Annotated in this window: 12 protein-coding genes and 2 pseudogenes; 8 read left to right on the top strand and 6 right to left on the bottom strand. The window is 70.4% G+C overall.

From position 1 onward, the window contains the following. The first annotated feature begins 89 nt into the window (after positions 1 to 89). From ACTWQI_RS17510 to ACTWQI_RS17525, 4 genes are all read left to right on the top strand, one after another. Positions 90 to 1862, top strand: coding sequence for an ABC transporter ATP-binding protein (locus ACTWQI_RS17510; RefSeq protein ID WP_443271459.1), 1773 nt, complete (start codon positions 90 to 92; stop codon positions 1860 to 1862). 166 nt (positions 1863 to 2028) lie between these two features. Then, positions 2029 to 2916, top strand: coding sequence for a FadR/GntR family transcriptional regulator (locus ACTWQI_RS17515; RefSeq protein ID WP_443271461.1), 888 nt, complete (start codon positions 2029 to 2031; stop codon positions 2914 to 2916). A 438-nt stretch (positions 2917 to 3354) separates the two neighbouring features. Beyond that, positions 3355 to 4938: an RNA polymerase sigma factor gene (locus ACTWQI_RS17520; RefSeq protein ID WP_443271463.1), complete on the top strand. Its 1584-nt coding sequence runs from the start codon at positions 3355 to 3357 to the stop codon at positions 4936 to 4938. A gap of 161 nt (positions 4939 to 5099) precedes the next feature. Further along, positions 5100 to 5927, top strand: coding sequence for a serine protease (locus ACTWQI_RS17525; protein ID WP_443271465.1), 828 nt, complete (start codon positions 5100 to 5102; stop codon positions 5925 to 5927). A 148-nt stretch (positions 5928 to 6075) separates the two neighbouring features. Here ACTWQI_RS17525 and ACTWQI_RS17530 read toward each other — a convergent pair whose 3' ends face one another. Then, a complete protein-coding gene (locus tag ACTWQI_RS17530; protein ID WP_443271466.1) occupies positions 6076 to 6306 on the bottom strand; it encodes a DUF7455 domain-containing protein in 231 nt (76 codons plus the stop codon). Between the two features lie 446 nt (positions 6307 to 6752). On the opposite strand from ACTWQI_RS17530, the gene ACTWQI_RS17535 reads away from it, so the two are divergent. Next, positions 6753 to 8885: a DNA gyrase/topoisomerase IV subunit B gene (locus ACTWQI_RS17535; protein WP_443271467.1), complete on the top strand. Its 2133-nt coding sequence runs from the start codon at positions 6753 to 6755 to the stop codon at positions 8883 to 8885. A 33-nt stretch (positions 8886 to 8918) separates the two neighbouring features. Here ACTWQI_RS17535 and ACTWQI_RS17540 read toward each other — a convergent pair whose 3' ends face one another. From ACTWQI_RS17540 to ACTWQI_RS17555, 4 genes and pseudogenes are all read right to left on the bottom strand, one after another. Continuing rightward, complete coding sequence (locus ACTWQI_RS17540) at positions 8919 to 9635, bottom strand: response regulator (RefSeq protein WP_443271468.1); 717 nt, start codon at positions 9633 to 9635, stop codon at positions 8919 to 8921. Next, positions 9632 to 11257: an ATP-binding protein gene (locus ACTWQI_RS17545; RefSeq protein WP_443271605.1), complete on the bottom strand. Its 1626-nt coding sequence runs from the start codon at positions 11255 to 11257 to the stop codon at positions 9632 to 9634. Before ACTWQI_RS17545 ends, ACTWQI_RS17540 begins: the two co-directional genes overlap by 4 nt. Positions 11258 to 11423: 166 nt before the next feature. Continuing rightward, positions 11424 to 12353 (bottom strand): sucrase ferredoxin, encoded by a 930-nt coding sequence (locus ACTWQI_RS17550; RefSeq protein WP_443271469.1) that lies wholly within the window; start codon positions 12351 to 12353, stop codon positions 11424 to 11426. A gap of 53 nt (positions 12354 to 12406) precedes the next feature. Beyond that, positions 12407 to 12925, bottom strand: a pseudogene (locus ACTWQI_RS17555) (citrate/2-methylcitrate synthase); the annotation flags it as partial. A 111-nt stretch (positions 12926 to 13036) separates the two neighbouring features. On the opposite strand from ACTWQI_RS17555, the pseudogene ACTWQI_RS17560 reads away from it, so the two are divergent. Both ACTWQI_RS17560 and ACTWQI_RS17565 read left to right on the top strand, forming a co-directional pair. Further along, positions 13037 to 13137 (top strand): annotated as a pseudogene (locus ACTWQI_RS17560) (citrate/2-methylcitrate synthase); the annotation flags it as partial. A 125-nt stretch (positions 13138 to 13262) separates the two neighbouring features. Next, complete coding sequence (locus tag ACTWQI_RS17565) at positions 13263 to 14321, top strand: CobW family GTP-binding protein (protein ID WP_443271470.1); 1059 nt, start codon at positions 13263 to 13265, stop codon at positions 14319 to 14321. A gap of 27 nt (positions 14322 to 14348) precedes the next feature. Here the strand turns inward: ACTWQI_RS17565 and ACTWQI_RS17570 are convergent, their stop codons facing one another. Next, positions 14349 to 16802 (bottom strand): DNA gyrase/topoisomerase IV subunit A, encoded by a 2454-nt coding sequence (locus ACTWQI_RS17570; protein WP_443271471.1) that lies wholly within the window; start codon positions 16800 to 16802, stop codon positions 14349 to 14351. Positions 16803 to 17037: 235 nt separating this feature from the next. Here ACTWQI_RS17570 and ACTWQI_RS17575 point away from each other — a divergent pair, with 235 nt between their 5' ends. Next, complete coding sequence (locus tag ACTWQI_RS17575; protein WP_443271473.1) at positions 17038 to 18393, top strand: M16 family metallopeptidase; 1356 nt, start codon at positions 17038 to 17040, stop codon at positions 18391 to 18393. Positions 18394 to 18408: the final 15 nt, after the last annotated feature.

The following is an 18408-nucleotide window of genomic DNA, read 5'->3' on the forward strand; positions in this document are numbered from 1 at the left end:
ACGCTCCGCAGGAAATAGGACATATCGGGTTATCTTGCTGCGGTACGTGCCGCAGCCGCCGAGCGGTCTTCCGTCCCGCGGGAGAAGCGATGATCCAGGCCATCGGACTGACCAGCGCCGCACGGCGCAGTGCCCCGCCCGCCGTCGAGGACCTGACGTTCGAGGCCCGCCCCGGCCATGTCACCGTCCTGCTCGGAGCGGCTGGCGCGGGCAAGACGACGGCGCTGCGACTGATGCTGCAACTCCAGCCGGGCCGTGGGGTGGCTCTGATCCGAGGCCGTCCTCTGCACCGCATCCCGCACCCGCCCCGTGAGGTCGGAGTCCTGCTCGGGGATGTGCCGGGCCACCCCGCGCGCAGCGTCCGTGGCCATCTGCGCATGCTCGCCGCTGCCGCGGGCGTCTCCACTGGCCGGGCCGACACCGTGCTCGAACTCGTAGGTCTCAGCGGTCTCGCCTACCACAGGCTCGGGTCGCTGTCCCTCGGGATGGACCGCAGGCTCGGTCTGGCCGCCGCACTTCTGGGCGACCCGCACACTCTTGTCCTCGACGAACCCCTTCTCAGCCTGTCGCCCCGCGAGTCGGCATGGGTGCGCGGGCTGCTCCGCAGCTACGCCGCTCAAGGCGGAGCCGTCCTGGTGACGACGCCCGACCCCCTCGAGGCGACCCGCGTCGCCGATCGGGTCGTGACCATTGACGGAGGGCGTCTCGTGGCCGACCAGAGTGCGGCCGACTTCTCCCGCACCCGTCTGCGCCCTCGCGTCGCCGTCCGGTCTCCGCACGCCGACCGGCTCGCGGCCCTCCTCAGCGACGGAAAGCGCCGGGGCGGTCCGGTCGAGGTCGTACGCGAGAGCAGAGCTCGTATCTCCGTCTACGGCAGCAGCTGTGCGGCCGTGGGTGAGACCGCCTTCCGCCACGGCATCCTGGTCCATCAACTGGCCGACGAGATCGGTGACACCGGCCCGGTGCCCCCGCTCGACCGGGCCGATGGCCGTCCCGTGACGCCTGAGCCTCGGACCGCTGCGACCGCTTCGGCGCACAGGGGCTCAACTGCCGTGCCACCGGAGGCCGGAGGCTCCTTCCCCCGGGCCGCGCCGCCGGGCCCGGCCTGGCCGCTCCGCTACGAACTGCGCCGCGCGGGCGGCGTACGGACCGGGTGGCTGGCGGCCGGGGCCACGCTTGCCGCCTCTCTGCTGGCCTCCGCGCTGGCAGCGCGCGCGGGCGAGACGTCCGCCGCGCGCCTGCTCGCAGGCTGGCCGGTAGAACTCCCACTCCCACCGACGGCGTTCGGCGCCGCTCTCCTCGGAGCCCTGGCATTCGGGCAGGAGTTCCGTTACCCGGTGCTCGGCTACGCTCACACTCCGGTTCCACGGCGGCTGGGACTGCTGCTCGCCAAACTCGCCGTCTGCACCGCGGCCGCGGTTGTCCTCGCCCTGGTTTCCGTGGTGCTCAACGAAACGGCCCTGAGGCTGATCTTCGGAGCGGAGGCGGCGGTTCTGCCCGCCGACTGGCCCGTGGCATTCGCGGGCTGGGCCGGGCTCGTCACCGGCTGTGCCTGCGCCGGGCTGCTCGCCGCGGGTCTGTTCCGCTCCACCGCCATGGGTCTCGCGGTGGTTCTGGCCGGGCCCGTGGCCGCGGTCCCCGCGGTCCGGGCGCTCCTGGCCCGCCCGGATTCTCGCCCGCTCGCCGGTCTGCCCGGGTGGCTCCGCACAGGAGGCCCGGCGCGGTGGCCCTCGGGGCTCGACGGATGGATCTCCGGCGTGCTGCGACTCGTATCCCAACCTGTCGGCCGGGCCTTGGCGTTGTCGCTCTGCCTGTTGCTCTGCGCATATCTGATGACGGTGTTGCACCGCAAGGCGCGTTAGTGCCGGTAATCCGCCGACATGTGCCCTGCGAACTGCCCACAACCCAGCGGAGATAGCCCGATTACTTCCGATTGGGCGTCAATTATCAGGTGATGGGCGATCACCCTTTCGTGTGCTTTTCACCAAAGACCTCAAGGGTGCCTGGAACGTCGCCGACAAAGGATGCGTGAGTACCCTTGCGCACACCATGATGACCGCGGCTCGCCCCGTCGACTCCGGACTATCCGGTCCGGGCGAGCTTGACCGCTATCCCTACGGCGAAGCTCCCGGCGTCGACCGGACCGGCAGCCCTTCCTGGGACGGGGGCGACACGGAGATGGGCCGGGTCGGCCGGCGCGCAGCCGGCAGTCGCGGCCGCGGGCTCCACGGCCAACTCGTCCAGCAGCTCGGCCAGATGATCGTCTCCGGCGACCTCGGCGCCGACCGGCCGCTCGTCCCCGAGGAGATCGGGCAGCGTTTCGAGGTCTCCCGGACCGTCGTCCGCGAGTCGCTCCGAGTCCTTGAGGCCAAGGGCTTGGTCAGTGCTCGGCCCAACGTCGGTACCCGGGTACGTCCGGTGAGCGACTGGAATCTGCTGGACCCGGACATCATCGAGTGGCGGGCGTTCGGCCCGCAGCGCGACGACCAGCGTCGGGAGCTGTGCGAACTGCGCTGGACGATCGAGCCGCTCGCCGCCCGCCTCGCGGCGGGACACGGGAGGGAGGACGTACAGCAGCGGCTCGCCGACATGGTGGAGATCATGGGACACGCCCTGGCGCAGGGTGACACCCTCACGTTCTCCCGCGCCGACACGGAGTTCCACGCGCTGGTGCTCCAGCTCGCGGGCAATCGGATGCTCGAGCACCTGTCGGGGATCGTCTCGGCCGCGCTCCAGGTCTCCGGCGGTCCGGCCACGGGCTGCGACCGCCCGGCCGAGGCCTCCGTGGGCCTGCACTCGCGGATCGTCGAAGCGCTCGGCAGCGGTGACGCGCCTGGAGCCGAGGTGGCCATGCGCCAGCTGCTCACCGTGCACCCCGAGGTGGAGCGCGTGGTGCCCGCACCGCGCGAGCACTGAGCCCACCGACGCGATACCGGGAGCTTTCGTGCCGCCGGAACCCGGGCCGGGTCACTGAACTCCGGCCCGGCCCGGCGGCCGCTGCCGCGGGCGGACAGGCCGTCCGGACACGGTGGACCGGACGGCCACTGCGACGGGACATCCGGCGGGGAGGGACGAGTCGCGCGTCAGTCGCCATATTCGACATTCGACCGGTCACAACCAGTTTGTGGTCGCTGCGTGGTGTGACTCGGACCACGTGGATTGGGCGTAACACTCTGCGGGCAAGCGCGATGACCTAAGAGGTGACAGCCGCTGGGGGAATACGAGTGTCGTGCGCGATGCTGTGTTGCTCTGCGGTTCCGCCCGCGCCGTCGGGTCATCCCCGCCGGCGGTCGTCGGCTCCGGTCCACTGTGGACGGGGCCGGAAGCCGTTCCCATCGTTCCGAGAGGTTGTTCGTGTCGGCCAGCACATCCCGTACGCTCCCCGCGGAGATCGCCGAGTCCGAGTCTGTGATGGCGCTCATCGAGCGGGGAAAGGCTGAGGGGCAGATCGCCGGCGATGACGTGCGTCGGGCCTTCGAGGCTGACCAGATTCCGCCAACCCAGTGGAAGAATGTTCTGCGCAGCCTCAACCAGGTCCTCGACGAGGAGGGTGTGACGCTGATGGTCAGTGCCGCAGAGGCGCCCAAGCGCACCCGCAAGAGCGTCGCAGCGAAGAGCCCGGCGAAGCGCACCGCCACCAAGAGCGTCGCGGCCAAGACGGCAGCGGCCAAAACGGCGGCGGCCAAAAAGGCCACCGCGCCCGCCGCCGAGGCCGCTCCCGCGCCGGAAGCCGTGGACGCTGTCGTCGACGAGGCCGTGGCTGCGCCCGCCAAGAAGACCGCTGCGAAGAAGACCGCGGCCAAGAAGACGGCTGCGAAGAAGACCGCGGCCAAGAAGACGGCGGCCAAGAAGACCGCGGCCAAGAAGGACGCCGAGGAGCCGGTCGAGGCCGATGAGGCCGTCGACGAAGCTCCTGCCCCAGGGAAGGCCGGCGCCGAGCCGGCCGAGGGCGGCCCAGAGAGCGAGGGCTTCGTACTGTCCGACGAGGACGAGGACGACGCCCCGGCGCAGCAGGTCGCCGCAGCCGGCGCAACCGCCGACCCGGTGAAGGACTACCTCAAGCAGATCGGCAAGGTCCCGCTGCTCAACGCCGAGCAGGAGGTGGAGCTCGCCAAGCGCATCGAGGCCGGCCTGTTCGCCGAGGACAAGTTGTCGAACTCCGACAAACTCGCGCCGAAGCTCAAGCGCGAGCTGGAGATCATCGCCGAGGACGGCCGCCGCGCCAAGAACCATCTGCTGGAGGCGAACCTCCGCCTGGTGGTGTCCCTGGCCAAGCGCTACACCGGCCGCGGCATGCTCTTCCTGGACCTCATCCAGGAGGGCAATCTCGGTCTGATCCGCGCCGTCGAGAAGTTCGACTACACCAAGGGCTACAAGTTCTCCACGTACGCCACCTGGTGGATCCGTCAGGCGATCACGCGAGCGATGGCCGACCAGGCCCGCACCATCCGTATCCCGGTGCACATGGTCGAGGTCATCAACAAGCTCGCCCGTGTGCAGCGTCAGATGCTCCAGGACCTGGGCCGCGAGCCCACCCCGGAGGAGCTGGCCAAGGAACTCGACATGACCCCGGAGAAGGTCATCGAGGTTCAGAAGTACGGCCGCGAGCCGATCTCCCTGCACACCCCGCTGGGCGAGGACGGCGACAGCGAGTTCGGTGACCTCATCGAGGACTCCGAGGCCGTGGTCCCGGCTGACGCGGTGAGCTTCACCCTGCTGCAAGAGCAGCTGCACTCGGTCCTGGACACGCTCAGCGAGCGCGAGGCGGGCGTGGTGTCCATGCGCTTCGGCCTCACCGATGGTCAGCCGAAGACGTTGGACGAGATCGGCAAGGTCTACGGCGTGACGCGTGAGCGCATCCGGCAGATCGAGTCGAAGACGATGTCGAAGCTGCGCCACCCGTCCCGGTCCCAGGTGCTGCGGGACTACCTCGACTGACGGCCGCGCGGCAGCGGGCGGCAAGCACAGCCCTCGGCCCGGAACCTTCAGGGGTTCCGGGCCGAGGGCTGTTCGATTTGATGCGTCCGTCCGAGTGCGTACGACGCCCATTCGGGTCACTCTGGGTGTGCGAGGTGCGTCTCAGAGTGAGGAGTCACCCCATGCGTCCCATTCCCCGAGTCCTCGTCGGCGCGCTGGCTCTGGCATCGGCCGCAGTCGCGCTCCCCCTTGCGGAACCGGCCCCCGTGGCGGCGGACGGAGTGATCATAGGAGGCCAGCCGGTTTCGGCGGCCCGAACTCCCTGGGCGGTGGCGCTGGGGAGCCGAGAGCGGTTCGGTGACGTGCGGTCGGGACAGTTCTGCGGCGCCGTCCTGGTCGGGCGGGCGAAGGCGATCACGGCAGCGCACTGCATGAGCCGGGAGGTGCTGGGCACGGAGCGGAGTGCCGTGCGCGATCTGCGGATCATTTCGGGGCGCGGCGATCTGCGGGGCTCGGAGGGCAAGGAAATCCCCGTGCGCGAGGTCTGGGTCAATCCGGCCTATGACACGGTGACGAATGTTGGGGACGTCGCGGTGCTCACGCTGGAGCGCCCGCTCCCCGCGAACCACGTCATATCCATGGCGGCGAACGGTCACCCCGCGTACCGGCCGGGTACTCCGGCGACCGTCTACGGCTGGGGGGACACCACCGGGCGGGGTGCGTACTCGACCAGGCTCTACGCGGCGAAGGTCCGGGTACTGCACGACGCCGCTTGCCGGAAGACCTATCCCGGGACCCTGGAAGGCCGCTACGAGCCCGCGTCCATGCTCTGCGCCGGGGAGGCCACGGGCGGGCGTGACGCCTGCCAGGGAGACAGCGGAGGGCCGTTGGTGGCTCGGGGACGGCTGATCGGGCTGGTCTCGTGGGGAAGCGGCTGCGGCAAGGTCGGCCGACCCGGCGTCTACACCCGGGTCTCGGCGGTTGCGGGACTGGTCGGGGCGCGGCCATGACCGCGCCTGGAGGAAGATCGCGCGCGATGGATCGCACGCGGATCGGTGAGGAAGGCGGGACGAGAGTGGGCGGCCGCCCCTGCGTCACAGGGATGACCGCCCACCGACCGGCCCTGGGCCGGCACTGGCTCGTCGGGGATGCGAAGCGTCAGTGCTCCTCACTCGTCGCGGAGGGGGGAACTGTGGTGAGGCGCTCAGTCTCGTCCTGTATTTCCGCGGCGATCTTCTTGAGCTCCGGCTCGAACTTCCGGCCATGGTGGGCGCAGAAGAGCAGTTCGCCGCCGCTCATCAGGACGACGCGCAGGTATGCCTGTGCGCCGCAACGGTCGCAGCGGTCAGCGGCCGTCAGCGGGGTCGCGGGGGTCAGAACAGTAGTCACGTCGCCTCTTCTCTAGCTCGACGAGCTGTCGTACCAGGGTCAACATCCAACCAGGCCGAAAACGTTCCCGCTCGGGGCTTCTCCTCGAAACTGCCATTCCGAGGTGGCGAATGTTGCCGGTTGGCGGCGAATGAGCCGTATTGCGTTGGCTTACGTATTCATCGCGCTTGTGGGGGCTTGTCTGGCTTTGTCCTTCCGGCCGGGTTGCCGGTTGTTCATGAGGACGTGCCCGGAGCCTAAATGGTTCATGCCTGGAAGGGAACGTGATGTGTGTGTCACTCGATCGACGTATCGAACACATAAGCGACTCTGGACTACCATGGACGTTCTCACGGGTGGCTGCGCAACGGCTCTATCAGGCCTCGGTACTCTCTGACGGGCGACCCAGCCACCCCTGAGCCCCCTGATACGGGCCAGCCAGAAAAATTCAGCGAGGAGCGAACCGCGTGACCGCCGAGACGTCCGTGCCGTCCACTGCGCTGCTGACGGGAGCAGACCGAGACGGTTCCAACTACACCGCGCGGCACCTGCTCGTCCTGGAGGGCCTGGAGGCCGTGCGGAAGCGGCCTGGCATGTACATCGGATCGACCGACAGCCGTGGCCTCATGCACTGCCTCTGGGAGATCATCGACAACTCCGTCGACGAAGCCCTCGGTGGTCACTGCGACCGCATCGAGGTCATCCTCCACGAGGACGGCTCGGTCGAGGTCCGGGACAATGGCCGCGGCATCCCCGTCGACGTCGAGCCGAAGACCGGTCTGTCCGGCATCGAGGTGGTGATGACCAAGCTCCACGCCGGCGGCAAGTTCGGCGGTGGCTCGTACGCGGCCTCCGGCGGTCTGCACGGCGTCGGCGCGTCCGTCGTCAACGCCCTGTCCGCGCGGCTCGACGTCGAGGTCGACCGCGCCAGCCGCACCCACGCGATCAGCTTCCGGCGTGGCGTTCCCGGGATCTTCACCGAGTCGGGTCCGGACGCGCCCTTCGACCCCTCCAGCGGCCTGCTCAAGGGCAAGAAGGTGCCGCGGACCCGTACCGGCACCCGGGTCCGCTTCTGGGCGGACCGGCAGATCTTCCTCAAGGACGCCAAGCTCTCGCTCGAGACGCTCCACGCCCGCGCCCGGCAGACGGCCTTCCTGGTGCCGGGTCTGACCATCGTCGTACGGGACGAGCGGGTGCTCGCCGAGCAGGACGGGGCCGACAAGCCGAGCGAGGAGATCTTCCGCTTCGACGGAGGGATCAGCGAGTTCTGCGAGTACCTGGCCCAGGACAAGCCCGTCTGCGACGTGCTGCGGCTCACCGGCCAGGGCACCTTCAAGGAGACCGTGCCGGTGCTGGACGACCGCGGCCACATGACGCCGACGGAGGTCACCCGGGAACTGGGGGTCGACATCGCACTGCGCTGGGGGACCGGCTACGACACCACGGTCAAGTCGTTCGTCAACATCATCGCCACGCCCAAGGGCGGCACGCACATCGCCGGCTTCGAGCGCTCCCTGACCCGTACGGTCAACGAAGTGCTGCGGCAGTCCAAACTCCTGCGCGTCGCCGAGGACGACATCGTCAAGGACGACGCGATGGAGGGCCTGACGGCGGTGGTGACCGTACGGCTCGCCGAGCCCCAGTTCGAAGGGCAGACCAAGGAGGTGCTCGGCACCTCCGCCGCCTCCCGGATCGTGGCCAATGTGGTGGCCAAGGAGCTCAAGGCCTTCCTGACCTCGACCAAGCGCGACGCCAAGCAGCAGGCGCGGTCGGTGCTGGAGAAGGTCGTGGCGGCGGCCCGTACGCGCATCGCAGCGCGCCAGCACAAGGAGGCGCAGCGGCGGAAGACGGCACTGGAATCCTCCTCGCTGCCCGCGAAGCTGGCGGACTGCCGAAGTGACGACGTGGACCGCAGCGAGCTGTTCATCGTGGAGGGCGACTCGGCGCTCGGTACGGCCAAGCTCGCGCGCAACTCCGAGTTCCAGGCGCTGCTGCCGATCCGGGGCAAGATCCTGAACGTTCAGAAGTCCTCGGTCTCCGACATGCTCAAGAACGCCGAGTGCGGGGCGATCATCCAGGTCATAGGGGCCGGGTCGGGACGGACCTTCGACATCGACCAGGCGCGGTACGGGAAGGTGATCTTCCTTGCCGACGCCGATGTCGACGGCGCCCACATCCGCTGCCTGCTGCTCACGCTCTTCCAGCGCTACATGCGGCCGATGGTGGAGCAGGGCCGGGTCTTCTCGGCGGTGCCGCCGCTGCACCGGATCGAGCTGATCAACCCGAAGAAGGGCCAGGACAAGTACATCTACACGTACACCGACAACGAGCTGCGGGAGACGCTGCTGGAGCTGCAGCGCAAGAACGTCCGCTTCAAGGACGGCATTCAGCGCTACAAGGGCCTCGGCGAGATGGACGCGGACCAGCTCGCGGAGACCACGATGGATCCGCGGTACCGCACGCTGCGCCGGGTCAACATCAGCGATCTGGAGGCGGCGGAGGCGGCCTTCGACCTGCTGATGGGTAACGAGGTCGCGCCGCGCAAGGAGTTCATCACCAACTCCGCCGCCACACTGGACCGTTCGAGGATCGACGCCTGACGTGCCATCGGGTGGCGGTGGCCCCCCGGCCGTCTAACCGAGGGTCCGGTCGCGGTCCCATACGTAACGGTGCTCAGGATGGCCCGTCTCGCCGTACTTGAGGCTCATCCGTACCCGTCCTGCACGCTCCAGCAGCTTCAGATAGCGCTGCGCCGTCTGGCGGCTCAGCCCGGAGCGTTCGGCGACCTCCTGCGCCGACAGCGGGCCGTCCGCGCCGCGCAGTACCTCACGGACGAGATCCGCGGTGAGCGCCGAGTGCCCCTTGGGTAGCTGGGCTCCCGCGGCTGCGGCGCCTGCGGCGGCGCCCGCCGGGGGCGCCCCCAGCGCTCCGAAGATCCGGTCCACCTGGGCCTGTTCGGCCTCACCGCTGCTGTCGAGAGCGCGGCGCAGAGCGGCGTAGCCGTCGAGCTTGGCGCGCAGCCCGGCGAACGTGAAGGGCTTGACCAGGTACTGCAGCGCGCCGTGGCGCATCGCCGCCTGTACGGTCGCGATGTCCCGGGCGGCCGTCACCATGATCACGTCGGTGTGGTGACCGCGCTGCCGCAGCCGCCGTACCAGGGCCAGCCCCGTCCCGTCGGGGAGGTAGTGGTCCAGGAGGACGAGGTCCACCGCAGTGCGCTCCAGAAAGGCCAGCGCCTCGGCCGCGGTGTGTGCCGTGCCCACCACCCGGAAGCCTGGGACCCTCCCGACGTACGCGGCGTTGATGCCGGCGACCCGCACGTCATCGTCCACGACCAGTATGTCGATCACCGAGACTCTCCCGCCGTGGCCGGCACCGCTGGGTCCAGCTCCTCCGCCAGCGCCTCCGGCAGGACGACCGTGAACTCGGCCCCGCCGCCCGACCGGGCGGCGACGCGGGCGCTGCCGCCCTGCCGCTCGGCCAGCCGCCGCACCAGTGCCAGCCCGATGCCGCGCTGCCCGTGCGCCGGCGGCTCCTTTGTCGACCAGCCCTCCGTAAAGATCAGTTCGCGCTGCTCGGGCGGCACACCCGGACCGGAGTCCCCGACCCGCAGCACCGCCGTACGCCCCTCCGCCCGCAGGGCGACCTCCACCAGCGGATCCGCGGTGCCTGCCGCCGCGTCCAATGCGTTGTCGACGAGATTGCCCACCACGGTCACCATGCCGCGCGGGTCCACGACCCGGTCGGGCAGCAGGGTGTCATCGGAGATCCGCAGCGGAACACCGCGCTCCGCCGCGACGGTCGCCTTGCCGACGAGCAGGGACGCCAGCAGCGGATCCCGCACCCGCTCCGCCACCTGCTCCGCCGTCGCCCGGTGCACCCCGACGACCTCGGTGACGAACTCCATCGCCTCTTCGTGCAGCCCGAGTTCGAGCAGCCCCAGCACGGTGTGCATCCGGTTGGCGTGCTCGTGGTCCTGGGCGCGCAGCGCATCGATCAGGCCCCGCGTGCCGTCCAGCTCCCGCCCGAGCCGCTCCAGCTCGGTGCGGTCGCGGAGGGTCGCCACGGCTCCGCCGTCGTCGGTCGGCATCCGGTTGGCGACGAGGACCCGGTTCCCCCGCACGGTGAGCAGATCGTCGCCGGTCACCCGGCCGGCCAGGACGTCGGTCGTACGACCGGGGCCCAGCACCTCGTCGAGCGGTCGCCCGGTGTCCACGGGGGTGAGGCCCAGCAGCCGCTGCGCCTCGTCGTTCATCAGCCGGATCCGACCGTGCACGTCGATGGCGACCACGCCCTCGCGGATGCCGTGCAGCATCGCCTCACGCTCGGCGAGCAGGGCGGAGATGTCCGAGAAGGCCAGGTCATGGGTGCGCCGCTGGAGCCGGCGGGACACCACGTACGCCGCCAGCGCCCCGACGGCGAGTGCCCCGCCCGCGTACGCGAGCAGTCCGGGCACGGCCGAGATCAGCCGGTCGCGGACGCTCTCGTAGGCGATGCCGACGGACACGGCGCCGACGACGTCGCCCGCGGAGTCGCGCAGCGGCACCTTGCCCCGGGCCGAGCGTCCGAGCGTGCCCTCGTCGATCTGCATGACCTCGTGGCCTGCCAGCGCCTGGCTGGGGTCCGTGGAGACGTGTCTGCCGATCTCGCGCGGCGAGGTGTGCGACCAGCGGATCCCGCGCTTGTCCATGATCACGACGTACTCGGCGCCCGTGGACCTGCGGATGCGCTCCGCCTCCGCCTGGACGGGGCCGTCGGGGGAGGGCGGGGAGTTCTGCAGCCGGTCCGCCAGGCCAGGCCGGGTCGCGGTGGTCTGCGCGATCGCCAGGGCGCGGCGCATCGCCTGGTCGTCGAGCTGGTCGCCCAGCGGCGCCAGGAAGAGACCGGTGGCCAGGGCGGTCACCCCGGTGGCGATGGTGAGCTGCATCAGCAGCACCTGGGAGAAGACACGGCGGGGCCACCCGATGCGCATACGTCCGCCTCCGTCCCGCCGCCCGCCGTCCCGGAGCCCCGGCCGCGGGGCCTCCTCCGCCGATTCGCTCATGCGAACGAAGCGTAAGGGGCGGGTCCGATGAGTGTCGTGTCTCGCTGTTCACAGCGGTTCTAGCGCGAGCGAAAAGCGCAGAACAGGGGCTGCGTCAGAATGCGTCCAAGGCCCTTTCGCGGACGGCGACGACGGCCATCCCGGCGGGGGAGCCGAGGGCCGCACCGCAGCTCTCCGGCCGCGGGGGATGTGCCATCCGCTGCACGACGTCCGCCTGCCAACTTCGGCCGTCGGTGTGGGCCACGGTTACGGTCCAGGCGGGAGCGGGGCCCCCGGGCCGTACCGCAGTGCCGATCACCTCGAGCGCATCGGCCCGGTCCTCGCCGGTCAGCTCGCGGACCGCCAGGTCCGCCGCCTGCCCCGGCCGGTCCCAGGCCGAGCGCCCGCGGGAGCCCGCCGTCACGACCCGCCCGTCGCGTGCCGCCTCCAGCACGTCCTTGATGGCATGGGGGGTGGCCCGTCCGTACGCGTAGCCATAGGGGAGTACGAGGAGCGTGGGGGAGAAGCGGTGACCGCCGATATGGGTCACCTCCCAGACCTCGGCGCCACCGTGGGCCACCAGATCCGCCGCGAGCGGGCGGCCGAGCAGCGCGCAACAGCGGTCCCGCTTGCCGTTGGTGCACACGAGGGCGAGCGGGTCGCCGTGGTAGGCGTGCCACAGGTCGCCGTGCTCGCCTGCCCCTAGCGCGGCGAGGTCCAGGGCGAGGAGCTGTTCCGGCTCGTCGATCTCCGCTGTACGGATCCATGACCGGCCGGGCCGGGTGTGTGCCGCGTACACCCTCCGCCGGGAGGGTGTGTGCAGGTCCGCGTGGCGCCCGGGCTGCCGGATGAGCGCGAGGCGCACGCCCGTGCCGTCGGCGGCCCGCTCCAGCGCGCGGCCGACCGCCGGGTCGAGATGGCTGGACGTGAGCGCCTTGACGCCCCAGGGGCCGGGTTGTTCGATCAGCAGCCACGTCCTGGCGGTGGCAGCCGTGGCCGCCATGGGCTCGGCCAACTCCCGCGAGGCGGTCGCGCAGGTACTCACAAAGGTGAGCCTAACCCGGTGGCCACCAGCGGCACGGTGTCGGGCCGTCCTGGCTACGGGAGCGGCCGGGGCGGGAGCGGGGCGCGGTAGTGGCCGGTGGGGCGCATCCGCAGCGGCTGCTCTTGGTACTCCTCCAGCGCATGCGCGATCCACCCGGCCGTACGGGCCACCGCGAAGATCGTCTCGCCGGCTTCCGGAGGCATGTCCATCGTGACGGACAGGACGGCTAGTGCGAGATCCACGTTGGCGTGCAGCGGGACGTGGCGCGCGGTGGTCGCCTCGACCTCACGGGCGGCGTCAAGGGCCCTCGCCGCGCCCGGAATGTCCTCCAGCATCCCGAACAGCGCCTGCGCGCGCGGGTCTTCGCCCGGCTGGAGCCGGTGACCGAGTCCGGGCACCCTCCGCCCGGCCCGCAGGTGGTCCGCGACGACCGCGGCCGCGCTGCCCCGCTGCAGGACCTCGGTCAGCATCCGGTGCGCCAGCCCGCTTGCGGCACCGTGCAGCGGTCCGTCGAGGGCTCCCAGCCCGGCGGAAACCACGGCGTACGGGTGGGCGCGCGCCGAGGCGGCGAGTGGTTCCGAGCCGGGCCCAGCCGCGGTGCCCGCTATCGAGCGCTATCTGATCTCCACCGACTCTGTGCCGAGGGTGCGCCGTCTCTTCAGGCGGGGAGGGGATCGGCTCCTTGGAGTGCCAATATTCTGGAGCAGGCCGAGGACGGCAAGATCATCCGGCCCGCTGCGCGCTACGTGGACCGCCCCCTGCGCAGCCGGTCCCGGCGGCGTGACGCCGGTCCGGAGCTGGACGGGAAGTCCCGTAGCGCGCCTGTCCGGTTGGGGTACGTCCCGGCGACAGCTGGGGATGGGAACCGGCCGCCGACCCGGCTGAGGTGCCCCACTACCATCGCCTCTCGTGGCGAAGAAGCAGATCCCGGTCGTCGTCCTCGCAGGATTCCTGGGGTCCGGCAAGACCACTCTCCTCAACCATCTGCTGCGCAGCAGCAGAGGCAGCCGCATCGGCGCGGTCGTCAACGACTTCGGCAGCATCGAGATCGATGCCATGACCGTCGCCGGACAGGTCGATTCGATGATCTCCCTGGGGAACGGCTGCCTCTGCTGTGCCGTCGACACCACCGACATGGACGAGATGCTGGACCGTCTCACTCGGCCCGCGGCCCGGATCGATGTCATCGTGATCGAGGCGAGCGGCGTGGCCGAGCCGGAAGAGATGATCAGGCTGATCCTGTCCAGTTCGAACCCGCGCATCGTCTACGGCGGACTCGTCCAGGTCGTCGACGCGGCCGAGTTCATGAGGACGCGGGCCAGGCACCCGCAGATCGACCGGCATCTGGGCGTCGCGGACCTGGTCGTGCTGAACAAGACCGATCGCCTGGAGGAACAGGAGCGCCGGGACATCACCGGGCTGCTGGAGAAACTCGGCGCCGGTGGCCCGGTGGTCCATGCGTCGTACGGCAGGGTGGACCCCGAGCTGCTCTTCGACCGGAAGCCGCGGGTGCGGGACGAGGCGGCGGTGCGGCAGCTCTCCTTCGACGAGCTCTGCGATGACGACCACGATCACAAGGGCCACGGTCACGACGACCAGCACGCCGGTCATCTCCACGCCGCCTACGAGAGCGTGGAGTTCACCTCTGAGGACCCCATGGACCCGCGCCGCCTCATGGAGTTCCTCGACGCCCGGCCCCAGGGGCTCTACCGCATCAAGGGCTTCGTCCACTTCGGGGTGACCGGACACCGGCAGAAGTTCACCCTGCACGCCGTCGGCGACTTCCTCCGCTTCTACCCCTCGCCCTGGGGGCGAGGCGAGAGGCGCACCACCCAGCTGGTGATGATCGGTTCCGGGATCGACGCCGGTGCCCTGCACAGCGGGCTTGCGGCATGCACCGGGACCGGCCCGGAGAAGGCCGGCCCCGAGAGCATGTGGGGCGTGCTGCGCTACGCGCAGGCGTCATGACCGCCGTACAGCAGGGGAACGCGCTGACTACACCGGCCCGGCCACCACCGCTACCGCCTTCGCCAGCGATACCCCTGACCCGTCGCGCCGCGGGTCCATATCGGGGAGGTCCGCCGGGGATCCGTTCGCTGTCGCTGCACGGGCGGGCGTGGCGCCGGCCCAGGCGAGGACCAGGCACTCCTCGCCCTTGAGGAAGCGCTGGCAGCGCACGCCGCCGGTCGCCCGCCCCTTGCGCGGATACTGGTCGAACGGGGTCAGCTTGGCCGTGCCCTGCGTGGTGCCGACCAGAGTGCCCCGGGAACCGGCCACCGTGAACACCACGGCTTCGGCCGCCGGATCCACCGCGGTGAAGGAGATCACCTTCGCGCCGGAGCCCACCTTGACGCCCGCCATCCCGCCCGCCGGGCGGCCCTGCGGCCGGACCTGCGAGGCCGGGTAGCGCAGCAGCTGGGCGTCGTCGGTGATGAAGACCAGGTCCTCCTCACCCGTGCGCAGCTCCACCGCGCCGACGATGCGGTCGCCCTTCTTGAGGGTGATGACCTCCAACTCGTCCTTGGTGGCGGGATAGTCGGGCACCACCCGCTTGACCACGCCCTGCTCGGTGCCGAGCGCCAGGCCCGGTGAGGACTCGTCCAGCGTCGTCAGACAGACGACGGTCTCGTCGGCCTCCAGGGAGAGGAACTCCGAGAGGGGCGCGCCTCCCGCGAGGTTCGGCGCGGTGGCGGTCTCCGGCAGCATCGGCAGGTCGATCACCGACAGCCGCAGCAGCCGCCCAGCCGAGGTCACGGCGCCCACCTCGGCGCGCGCCGTCGCCGGAACCGCCGACACGATCACATCGTGCTTGGCCCGTCTGGCCGTGCCCTCCTCGGGGAACGGCTCGCCGTTCGACGTACGGGCCAGCAGCCCGGTCGAGGACATCAGCACCCGGCACGGGTCGTCGGCGACTTCCAGCGGCACCGTCGGCTCCGTGGCGCCTCCCGACTCCAGCAGTACGGTGCGCCGCTCGGTGCCGAACTTCTTCGCCACCTGAGCGAGTTCGCCTGACACCAGCTTGCGCAGCTCCGCATCGGACTCCAGGATCCGGGTCAGCTCCTCGATCTCCACGCCCAGCCGGTCGCGCTCCGCCTCCAGCTCCAGCCGGTCGAACTTGGTCAGCCGGCGCAGCGGGGTGTCCAGGATGTACTGCGTCTGGACCTCGCTCAGCGAGAAGCGGGCGATCAGACCCTCCTTCGCCTCCGCCGCGTTCTCACTCGACCGGATGATTCTGATGACCTCGTCGATGTCGACCAGGGCGACGAGCAGACCCTCGACCAGGTGAAGCCGGTCGCGGCGCTTGCCGCGCCGGAACTCGCTGCGCCGCCGCACCACGTCGAAGCGGTGGTCCAGATAGACCTCCAGCAGCTCCTTCAGGCCCAGCGTCAGCGGCTGCCCGTCCACCAGCGCGACGTTGTTGATGCCGAAGGACTCCTCCATCGGCGTCAACTTGTAGAGCTGTTCCAGCACGGCCTCGGGGTGGAAGCCGTTCTTGATCTCGATCACCAGACGCAGGCCGTGCGTGCGGTCGGTGAGGTCCTTGACGTCCGCGATGCCCTGCAGCTTCTTCGCGTTGACCAGATCCTTGATCTTGGAGATCACCTTCTCGGGACCCACGGTGAACGGCAGCTCGGTGACGACCAGGCCCTTGCGCCGGGCCGTCACGTTCTCCACCGTCGTGGTCGCACGGATCTTGAAGGAGCCGCGCCCCGTCTCGTAGGCGTCCCGGATCCCGCTCAGGCCGACGATCCGCCCGCCGGTCGGCAGGTCCGGACCGGGAACGTGCCGCATCAGGGTCTCGAGGTCCGCGCCCGGGTGCTTGATCAGGTGGCGGGCCGCGGCGATCACCTCGCCCAGGTTGTGCGGGGGCATGTTCGTCGCCATGCCCACAGCGATCCCGGAGGCGCCGTTGACCAGCAGGTTCGGATACGCGGCCGGCAGGGCGGCGGGCTCCCGCTCCTGCCCGTCGTAGTTCGGCGCGAAGTCGACGGTGTCCTCGTCGATCGATTCGGTCATCAGGGACGTCGCGGCGGCCATCCGGCACTCGGTGTACCGCATCGCGGCCGGCGGGTCGTCGTTGCCCAGCGAGCCGAAGTTCCCATGCCCGTCGACCAGCGGCAGCCGCATCGAGAAGGGCTGCGCCATGCGCACCAGCGCGTCGTAGATCGAGGCGTCGCCGTGCGGGTGCAGCTTGCCCATGACCTCGCCGACGACCCGGGCGCACTTCACATAGCCCCGGTCGGGGCGCAGGCCCATCTCGTTCATCTGGTACACGATGCGGCGGTGCACCGGCTTCATGCCGTCGCGGGCGTCGGGGAGCGCACGCGAGTAGATGACCGAGTAGGCGTACTCCAGGAAGGATCCCTGCATCTCGTCCACGACGTCGATGTCGAGGATGCGCTCCTCGAACTCGTCCGGCGGCGGGGTCTTCGTACTGCGGCGGGCCATCGCGGCTGCTGCTCCTTAGAACTGCCTGAGCGGGTCCTGGCCCCTCCCTGCGCCGAAGGCGGCGAGGGGAGGGAGGGTCTGACGCGGACCATTGTGGACCCACCCGCCGACAACGTGGTCCGCGACCCGTGTGAGCTCCGCACGGTACGGGAACTTCGCCAGGTGGCAGCGCGCTTGCATACAGTGGCAGCACTGTTCACGACCTGCAGTCACACCCGCGATCGAAGGGACGTACATGCCCATGGGTCACACGGCCACGCAACAGGCCGGTTCCGGCGGCCTGACAGCGACCGAGCACCGCCTGGCCAACGGCCTGCGCGTGGTGCTCTCCGAGGACCACCTGACCCCGGTCGCCGCGGTCTGCCTCTGGTACGACGTCGGCTCCCGTCACGAGGTCAAGGGCCGGACCGGCCTGGCGCACCTCTTCGAGCACCTGATGTTCCAGGGTTCCGCCCAGGTGCCGGGCAACGGCCACTTCGAGCTGGTCCAGGGCGCCGGCGGCTCCCTCAACGGCACCACCAGCTTCGAGCGGACGAACTACTTCGAGACCATGCCTGCCCACCAGCTGGAGCTGGCGCTCTGGCTGGAGGCCGACCGCATGGGGAGCCTGCTCGCCGCGCTCGACCAGCAGAGCCTGGACAACCAGCGGGACGTGGTGAAGAACGAGCGCCGCCAGCGCTACGACAACGTGCCGTACGGCACGGCCTTCGAGCGGCTGATCGCCATGGCCTACCCCGCGGGCCACCCGTACCACCACACCCCGATCGGCTCGATGGCCGACCTGGACGCCGCGTCCCTGGAAGACGCGCGGAACTTCTTCCGCACCTACTACGCGCCGAACAACGCGGTGCTGTCGGTCGTCGGTGACATCGACCCGGAGCAGACGCTCAGCTGGATCGAGAAGTACTTCGGCACCGTCCCGGCCCACGACGGCAAGCCGGAGCCGCGTGACGGCTCACTGCCGGACGTCATCGGCGAGCAGCTGCGCGAGGTCGTCGAGGAGGAGGTCCCGTCCCGTGCCCTGATGTGCGCCTACCGCCTCCCGCACGACGGTGCCCGCGCGGCGGACGCCTCCGACCTGGCGCTCACGGTCCTCGGCGGCGGCGAGTCCTCCCGCCTCCACAACCGCCTGGTGCGCCACGACCGTACGGCCGTCGCCGCGGGCTTCGGTCTGCTGCGCCTCGCCGGCGCGCCGTCCCTCGGCTGGCTGGACGTGAAGGCCTCCGGCGGTGTGGAGATCCCGGACATCGAATCAGCGGTCGACGAGGAGCTGGCCCGCTTCGCCGAAGACGGGCCCACCTCCGAGGAGATGGAGCGGGCCCAGGCGCAGCTGGAGCGCGAGTGGCTGGACCAGCTCGCCACCGTCGGCGGCCGCGCCGATCAGCTGTGCCGGTACGCGGTGCTGTTCGGCGACCCGCAGCTGGCGCTCACCGCCGTCCAGCGGGTGCTCGACATCACCGCCGAGGAGGTCCGAGCGGTGGCCGCCGCTCGGCTGCGCCCGGACAACCGCGCGGTCCTGGTCTACGAGCCGACCGCCCCCGCCGACAGCCAGGCCGCCGACGAGACCGTAGAAGAGGAGGCGGCCCAGTGAACGACGCCACCCCCA

This window comes from Streptomyces sp. KR80 (assembly GCF_052245555.1).
In the GTDB taxonomy this organism is placed as follows: domain Bacteria; phylum Actinomycetota; class Actinomycetes; order Streptomycetales; family Streptomycetaceae; genus Streptomyces.